General features: G+C 74.1%; 3 protein-coding genes. All 3 read right to left on the reverse strand.

The features are described from left to right. Nucleotides 1-522, reverse strand: a 522-nt coding sequence (locus ABT336_RS25790; RefSeq protein WP_350899936.1) for a hypothetical protein, incomplete at its 3' end; no start/stop codon positions are given. Next, a complete protein-coding gene (locus tag ABT336_RS25795; RefSeq protein WP_350899938.1) occupies nt 516-2,102 on the reverse strand; it encodes an MBL fold metallo-hydrolase in 1,587 nt (528 codons plus the stop codon). The genes ABT336_RS25795 and ABT336_RS25790, both read right to left, overlap by 7 nt. Beyond that, entirely contained in the window at nt 2,099-8,581 is a 6,483-nt protein-coding gene (locus ABT336_RS25800; RefSeq protein ID WP_350899940.1) for a non-ribosomal peptide synthetase, read from the reverse strand. The genes ABT336_RS25795 and ABT336_RS25800 overlap by 4 nt, the downstream gene beginning before the upstream one ends. Nucleotides 8,582-8,734: the final 153 nt, after the last annotated feature.

An 8,734-nucleotide genomic window follows, 5' to 3' on the forward strand; every position in this document is an offset into this window, starting at 1 on the left:
GGGCGGGCGGCGGGAGAAGCGCAGCGGGACCGTCGTCATCCGGGCCGTCCAGGTCAGCCGGGCCTGCTGCCACTCCAACCGGACGGGGATCGACCACTGGTCCAGGCCGGAGAGGTCGACCTCCATCAGCGCCCGGTACGCCGCCTCGGGCAGGTCGGGTTCGAGTGCCACGGCGTGTCCGCTGCTGGCGTCCTCCAGGCGTACCTCGTGGGCGCGCCCCCACCGTCCCGGGTCGGAGCGCATCGCCTGGAGGGCGTCGACCAGTTCCCGCAGTGACCGCCACCCGTCGGCGTCGTCGGCGAAGCCGTCCAGGAACGGGGCCAGGGGTGCGGTGAGCACGATCAGGAAGGCCGACGTCGGCGGGGGTCCGCCGTACGAGTGGCCCTCGGCGACGGCAGTCATCCCCCGCTGCCGGAACAGGTCCGTCATCGCCGCGACCTCCTCGGCCGTCGGCCCGGTGTCGAGCAGGACCCCGACGTGCAGACCCACGTCGGGGGCGGCCGACGTCACCGCGTTCACCACCGCATCTCCTTGCGCACCAGCAGGTGCTCGGCGTGCACGCCGTCGCGCCGGCAGGTGTCGAGGAACTCGGCGACCTGGAGCAGCTGGTACGACTCGGGGGTGTAGCTGGTGGCCATGACGTGTTGCAGCCAGTCCTCCTGGCCCATCGCGTACACGTACGCCTCCCGGGCGCCGAGCTGCTTGAGGATCCCGGTGGCCTGGGCGGCGTTGGAGCCGGACAGCTTGCGGGTCAGCGCCATCTTGCGCGGCACCGGCTGGGTGAACAGCGCGCTGTAGAGCCAGGTCAGCGGGGCGCCGTCGCACTCCATCCCGATGAAGGCCACATCGGTGGGGCCGACCGCCTCGCGGATGCGGGTGTAGAGGTGCGACTCCAGCCCGGAGGTGTCGGCGCCGACGAAGACCGACCGGCCGGCGATGTTCACCCAGTAACTGCTCTTGGCCCGGATGTCGAGGTCGCAGTGCTCACCGAAGAACGGGGCGGAGACGATGGTGCCGCCGTCGAAGGGCAGCTCGTCGAGGTCGTCGACCTCCCGGACGGTCATCCCGACCCGCTCCAGGTAGTGCCGGATCGACGGGTCCTGGCGCTGGCCGCCGCCGTTGCGGGGGACGACCACGGTGCCGATCTTGTGCCGGAGCTGCAGGAGCGTCTCCAGCACCACGTGGTCCTGGTGGGCGTGGGTGATCAGGCAGTAGTCGATCCGGTCGGGCAGGTCGACGTAGGTGAACCGGTCACCGGCGGCCGGGTTGGAGCTGATGAACGGGTCGACGAGGATCGACGTCGAGGGCGACTGGAGCAGCAGGCAGGCGTGCCCGAAGTAGCGGATCCGGCCGCCGGAGTCGATGTGCCGGTCCGGGGCGAGGGTCGACTCCGTGGTGAGCAGGGCGCGCAGCGTCGCCTCCTGCTCGGCGCCTGTGATCTCCAGCGCCTTCGCCACCTGCTCCAGGGGCTGGGGGGTGCTCCGCAGGGCGAACAGCTCGTCGATGCCGGTGTGGTCCAGCGGGAGGGGCAGCTGCAGGTGACCGTCGCGGGCCAACCGGGGGGTGCTCAGGATGAACGGGGGTTCGCTGCCGTCGTCGAGGGAGAGTTCGATCGCCTCCCGCTCCCGACGGTGCACCGCGCTGCGGTAGAGCAGGGGTTCCAGGAACCGCAGGGTCGGCTGGTGGTTGAGGTCGTAGACCAGCTCCACGTACCCGCGCAGCTCCGGGGGGAGCTGGGCGTACAGCGGGGACAGGTCGTATCCGGTGGCCTGGGCGCGCAGAAGGTCCTCGGCGTTCTTGACGGCGGCGGCGAAGGCGATCGCGGCGGACTCGTCCCGGACGATCCGGTCGCGCAGGTCCCGTACCTCGTCGACGCGGGACGCCTCGGCGTTGATGAAGAAGCCGCCCCTCATCTTCGGGTTGGCCACCGCCGCCAGGTGCACGTCCGGCCGTTGGACGTACGAGTCCATGATCGGCAGGAGGAGGTTGGCGAGGTTCATCGCGCCGGATACCGGCGTGTAGACGTGGGTCCAGGCGACGAACTGGTTGACCAGCCCCTCGATCCGGACGTTGGGCTTGAGGTACAGCGGCTCGGTGCTCATCGTGTCCATCCCGGGTGCCAGGTGTCGGGTTCGGGGTCGGTGGACGGTTCGATCGCCGCCACCTCGTCGTCGGTCAGGTCGGCGATCTCGGACCGGATCTCCTCCTCGATCGCCTCGGCGAGGGCGGCCACTGTGGGCCGCTCGAAGACCAGCCGCATCGGCAGGTCCACGTCGAACTCCTCGGCGATGCGCGACAGCAGCCGTACGGCGAGGATCGAGTGCCCACCGGCGGCGAAGAAGTTGTGCTGCACGCCGACGTCGACGCCGAGCAGTTCGGTCCAGACGGCCAGCAGCCGCTCCTCGGCGACGGTACGGGGTGCGACGGGCTCGGTGCCCGACGGATCGGTGCCGGTGTCGGGGGCGGGCAGCGCCCGTCTGTCGACCTTCCCGCTCGCTGTCAGCGGCAGCGCGTCGAGGCGTACCCACAGCTGCGGGACCATCGGTTCGGGCAGCCGGTCCCAGCAGTGTTCGGCCAGGTCGTCGGCGTCGGGTTCGGCCCCACCGGCAGGTGTCCAGTACGCCACCAGGCGGGTGTCGCCGCCCCGGTCGACGGCGGTGACGACCGCCTCGGCCACCCCGGGGTGGGTGAGCAGGACCCCCTGCACCTCGCCCGGCTCGACCCGGTGGCCCCGGATCTTGACCTGGTCGTCGGTGCGCCCGAGGTACTCCACCGCCCCGTCGTCGCGCCACCTGACGACGTCACCGGTGCGGTAGAGGCGGCCACCCCCACCCGCCGGGTCCGGGACGAACCGCTCGGCGGTCAGGTCGGGTCGGTCCAGGTAGCCCCGGGCCAGTTGGACACCGGCCAGGTGCAGTTCACCGGGGACCCCCGTCGGCACCGGCCGCAGCTCGGTGTCGAGGACGTACAGGCGGGTGTTCCACACCGGTCGGCCGATCGGCACCGGGTCGCCGGGGCGGTCGTCGTCACACCGGGCGGCGGTGACGTCGACGGAGGCCTCCGTCGGGCCGTACAGGTTGTGCAGTTCGACGCCGGGGAGCACCGTCACGAACCGGTCCCGCAGCGCCGGGGTGAGCGCCTCCCCGCTGGCGATCACCCGACGCAGCCCGGTGCACCCGGGCGCGGCGCGGTGACCGAGGAAGGCCGCCAGCATCGACGGTACGAAGTGCAGCGTGGTGATCCGTTCCCGGGTGACGAGGTCGGCGAGGTACCCGGCGTCGCGGTGCCCCTCGGGGCGGGCCAGGACCAGCACCGCCCCGGTGACCAGCGGCCAGAAGAACTCCCACACCGACACGTCGAACGACGACGGGGTCTTCTGGAGGACCCGGTCGTCGCCGGTGAGGCCGTAGCGGTCCTGCATCCACAGCAGCCTGTTGACGATCCCCTCGTGCGGCACCACCACCCCCTTCGGGCGGCCTGTGGAGCCGGAGGTGTAGATGACGTACGCCGGGTGTCCCGGCAGCGGGGGCGTCGGGGCCGTACCGCCCTCGGCCGGCAGTGGTTCGTCGACCAGCAGCAGCGGCGGGTGCTGCGCGGGCAGCGCCCCGACCACCGCGGTGCGGGTCACCACCAGTTCGGGGCGGGCGTCGTCGAGCAGGTACGCGATGCGCTCCGGCGGGTACCCCGGGTCGACCGGGACGTACGCCGCACCGGCCTTGACCACCGCCACCAGTGCGATCACCAGCTCCGGCGACCGGGGCAGGACCACTGCGACCCGCCGTTCCGGGCCGGCACCCCGGGCGACGAGCGCGGCGGCCAGCCGGTCGCTGCGGGCGTCCACCTCGGCGTGGCTGAGGGTGGCCCCCTCGAAGACCACTGCGGGGGCGTCGGGGGTCCGGGCCGCCTGCTCCCGCAGCAGCCCGGCCAGGGTCTGCGGGGGCACCGGACGGTCGGTGGCGTTCCACTGCCCGGCCATCCGGGTCCGCTCGGCGTCGGTGAGCAGGTCCAGGTCGGCCACGACCACGTCCGGGTCGGCGGCGACCTGCGCCAGCAGCCGCAGGTAGTGCCCGACCAGGCGCTCGGCGGTGGTCCTGTCGAACAGGGCCGAGGCGTACTCCAGTCGACCGCTGAGGGACCCGTCGGCGTGCCGACGCACGATCAGCCCCAGGTCCTGGCGGGCGGCCAACGGCACCTCGTCGATCCCGTCACCGGGCACGACCCCGGCGTGTCCGTCGGTGTGCAGGTCGAACAGCACGTCGTAGAAGGGGTTGCGGGACAGGTCCCGGTCGGTGCCGAGCTCCTCGACGACCTGCTCGAAGGGCAGGTCCTGGTGGGCGAAGGCGGCCATGGTCGTCGCGCGCACCCGGTCGAGGAGGTCGGTGAAGCGGGGGTCGCCGGAGAGGTCGCAGCGCAGGACCAGGGTGTTGATGAACATCCCGACCAGGCCGTCCAGCTCCGGGCGGGGTCGACCGGCGACCGGCGACCCGACCCCGAAGTCCACCTGCCCGCTGTAGCGCGACAGCAGCACCGCGTACGCCGCGAGGAGGGTCATGAACGGGCTGGCACCCCGGGCCCGGCCGACGGCCTGCACCGCGCGGGCCACCTCGTCGGGCACCTCGAAGGCGACGGCCCCGCCGCGCGGGTCCCGGGCCGCCGGGCGGACCCGGTCGGTGGGCAGCTCCAGTGGGGGCAGGTCGGTGAGCTGGGTGCGCCAGTGGTCCAGCTGCCGACCCCGTACCTCCCCGGTGAGGAAGGTGCGCTGCCAGACGGCGAAGTCGGTGTACCGGACCGGCAGGGCGGGCAGGGTCGGAGGGCCGTCGCCGCTGCGGTGCCCGGCGTACCCGGCGGTGCACTCGCGGACGATCAGGTCGGTGGACCAGCCGTCGGCGGCGATGTGGTGGGTGAGCAGGAGCAGCACCGGGTCGCCGTCGGTCGGGCGGGCCAGCACCGCCCGCAGGACCGGTCCCTGTCCCAGGTCGAAGCCCCGACCCAGGTCGTCGGCGAAGGCCGCCCCGGTGACCCGGCCCGCCACGTCGACCACCCGCAGCGGTACGGGGGTCGGCGCGTCGACCACCTGGACGGGGTCGGAGTCGACGAGGACGTACCTGGTGCGCAGGGTCGGGTGCCGGGTGACCAGGTCCCGTAGGGTCCGCTCCAGGGCGGGGAGGTCCACCGGGCCGGGCAGGGGCACCAGGACCGGGGTGAGGTACTCGATGCTGCCCGGGTTGAGCCGGTCGAGGAACCACAGTCGACGCTGCCCGGACGAGAGCGGCTGCGGCCCGTCCCCGGCGACCGGCGTGACCGGGGGCACCGGCCGGGCCGGCACCGCGTCGGGGTCCTCGTCGGCCTGCCCGGCGTCGACCAGGGCGGCGTGCCCCCTGACGGTCAGGGCGGCGAACAGGTCCCGGATCGGCAGGTCCACGCCGCTGCGTTCGCGCAGCCGCACCGCGAGCTGCCCGAGTTGCAGGGAGTGTCCGCCGAGGGTGAAGAAGTCGTCGTCCAGACCGACCCGGGCCACGCCGAGGACCTCCGCCCAGGCCGCCGCGACGGCCTGTTCGGCGGCGGTCACCGGGGCCACGAAGGCGACCGGGTCGACAGCCGACTCCGGGGCGGGCAGCGCCGACCTGTCGACCTTGCCGTTGGGGGTCGACGGCAGCTCCGACATCGGCACCACCACCCCGGGCACCATCGCCTCGGGCAGTCGGGCGCGCAGGAACGTCCGCAGCTGCGCCGGGTCGACGCCGTCGGCGACGACGTACGCCACCAACCGGCGGGACCCGTCGGCGCCGGTGCGCCCGACGACGACGCACTGCCGGACCCCTGGGTGTTCGGCGAGGGCGGCGCGCACCTCGGCCGGCTCCACCCGGACCCCGTTGACCTTCACCTGCTCGTCGACCCGCCCGACGAACTCCAACACCCCGTCGGGGCGGCGGCGGACCAGGTCACCGGTGCGGTACAGGCGGGCACCGGGCGGGCCGTACGGGTCGGGCACGTACCGTTCCGCGGTCAGGTCGGGTCGGCCCAGGTAGCCCCGGCCGACAGCCACCCCGCCGACGTGCAGTTCCCCGGCGACGCCGGCTGCGGTGAGCTGCCCGTACGCGTCGAGCACCAGGGCACGGACCCCGTCGACCGGACGCCCGATCGGCACCGGGCCGGTGGTCGGCTCGGTCGGCACCCGGTGGGCGGTCACGTCGATGGCGCACTCGGTCGGGCCGTAGGTGTTCCACACGGTCACTGGGGCACGGTCGGTGAGCCGCCGCGCCAGGGCGAAGTCGAGGGGCTCCCCGGCCGACCAGACCTGCCGCAGGGCGTTGCAGCCGGACCAGCCGGACTGGTCGAGCATCGCCCGCAACACCGACGGGACGAGTTGCAGGACGGTGGCCTCGGCGTCGGCGACCGCCCGGACCAGTCCCGCCGGGTCCCGTTCCACGCCGGGTTCGGCCATCACCACCGTCGCGCCGCAGACCAGCGGGGCGAACCATTCCAGCACCGCGGCGTCGAACCCGACCCGGGTCTTGGCCAGGATCCGGTCGTGCCTGCCGAGTTCCTGCGCCCGCACCGACCAGCGGACCCGGTTGGCGATCGCCCCGTGGGTGACCACCACCCCCTTGGGGACCCCGGTGGAGCCGGAGGTGAACATGACGTACGCCGCGTCGGCGGGGTCGAGGTCGGCGCAGCGCCGGTCCGGGCCGAGGTCGGCCTCGTCGTCGTCGGCGGCGGCGGTGGGCACCAGGACGCACCCCTGCGGTACGGCGGCCCGTAGCGCCTCGTGCCGGTCCGGGTCGGCCACGACGGCCGCCGCACCGGAGAGCTCCAACAGCCGCCCCCACCGGGCGGGCGGCAGGTCGGTGTCCACCGGCAGGAACGCCGCCCCGACCCGCCAGGCTGCCAGGGTGGCCACCGCCAGGTCCCGGCTGCGGTCCAGGCAGAGGGCGACGATCGCGCCGGGGCGTACCCCGTGGCGGCGCAGCTGCCCGGCGAGGTCGAACGCGGCGGCGTCGAGCTGCGCGTACGTCACCACGTCCGAGCCGGCCTGCACGGCGGGGGCGTCCGGCGTCTCGGCGACCTGTCGGGCCACCAGGGCGGGCAGCAGCTCCGACGGGTCACCTGCCGGTTCGTCGCCGGTGGCGGCGTCGAGGGCCGCCTGCCGACCCGGCTCGCCGAGCAGGTCCACCCGCCGCCAGTCGGTGTCCGGGTCGGCACCGACGGCGTCGAGCAGCCGGACGTACTCCGCCTGGAGCCGGGCCGCCGTGGACTCGTCGAACAGGGCGGTGGCGTACTCGAACTGGACCTCCAGCGAGCCGTCCGGGCGGGGGATCAGGTGCACGGTCAGGTCGAGCAGGGACCCGCCGGGCGCGATCGGCTGCGGGATCTCCTCCCCCACCGGGTGGTCGGTGTCCTGCACCGGCATGTTGCAGGCGACCTGCACCAGGGGCGGGACACTGCGGTCGGTGTCGCCGCGCAGCTGACGGACCAGCGTCTCGAAGGGGACGTCCTGGTGGGCCATGGCCTCGGCGAGCCCGGCCCGGACCAGCCCCACGACGGCACGGAACGGCTCCCGGTCGGCCGACGAGGAGACCCGGGTCCGCACCGGCACGACGTTGACGAACATGCCGACCAGGTTCTGCAGCTCCGGCAGCGTACGCCCGGAGACCTGCACCCCGACGGCGACGTCGGTACGGCCGGTGGCCCGGGCCAGCAGGACCTTCAGCGCGGCCAGGCAGACGGTGTAGGCGGTGGTGTCCTCGGCGCGGGCCAGGTCCCGCAGCGCCTCGGCGGTCCTCGCCCCGACTGTGGTGAGCAGCGTCGCCCCGGCGTAGTCCGGCTCGGCCGGGCGGGGCCGGTCGGCGGGCAGCTCCAGCGGGGGCGGCAGGTCGGCGAGCTTCTCCCGCCAGAAGGCGAGCTGGTCGTCGTGGCGGCCCGACTCGACGCCCTCGCGCTGCCAGGCGGCGAAGTCGGCGTACGTGACGGGCACCGGGGGGCGGTGGTGCGGCAGCGCCGTCTCGTACATCAGCATCATCAGCGAGGCGGCGTCGGCGACGACGTGGTGGGCGGCGGTGACCAGGACGTGGTCGTCGGCGGCCAGCCGGATCAGTTCCATCCGCCACAGCGGTGCCCGGGCGAGGTCGTAGCGGCGCAGCACGACGTCCCGGATGCGCCCCTCGATACCGTCGAGGGCGTCCGGGACCCCGGTCAGGTCGGTCAACGGCACCGCCACCGGCACCGTGTCGGCGACCACCGGGCGGGGTTGCCCGTCGACCACCTCGATGGCGGTGCGCAGGCTGTCGTGCCGGGCCACCACCTCGGCGAGCCGGTCGGCCACCTCCGCCGGGTCGATCGGCATCCGCAGCCGGACCGCACCGCCGAGGTTGAACACCGGGACGTCACCGGCGAGTTGACCTGTCAGCCAGACCCGCTCCTGGGAGAAGGAGAGCCGGGCCGGCACGTCGGCCGGCGCGGCCGGGATCCGCCGCTGTGTCCCCTGCGACCTCCCGCCCCCGGCCAGCAGTTTGGCGAGCAGTTCGCGTTTGACCGCGGACATCGGCTCGCCGGAACCGGTACGGACACCGGCCTTGGTCATCGCGCCAGTCCTCCCGTCGGGTCGGGGGTGGGGGGGGGGGGGGCCGCCGCCCCCCCCCCCCCCCGGGGGGGGGGGGGGGGGGGGGGGGGGGGGCCCCCCGTTGGCACGCTTCTCCAGCAGTCGAAGGACGGTTTCGCGCTGGGCGGCGAGGGT

Source organism: Micromonospora sp. NPDC000207, from assembly GCF_040300925.1.
Classification (GTDB): Bacteria; Actinomycetota; Actinomycetes; order Mycobacteriales; family Micromonosporaceae; genus Micromonospora.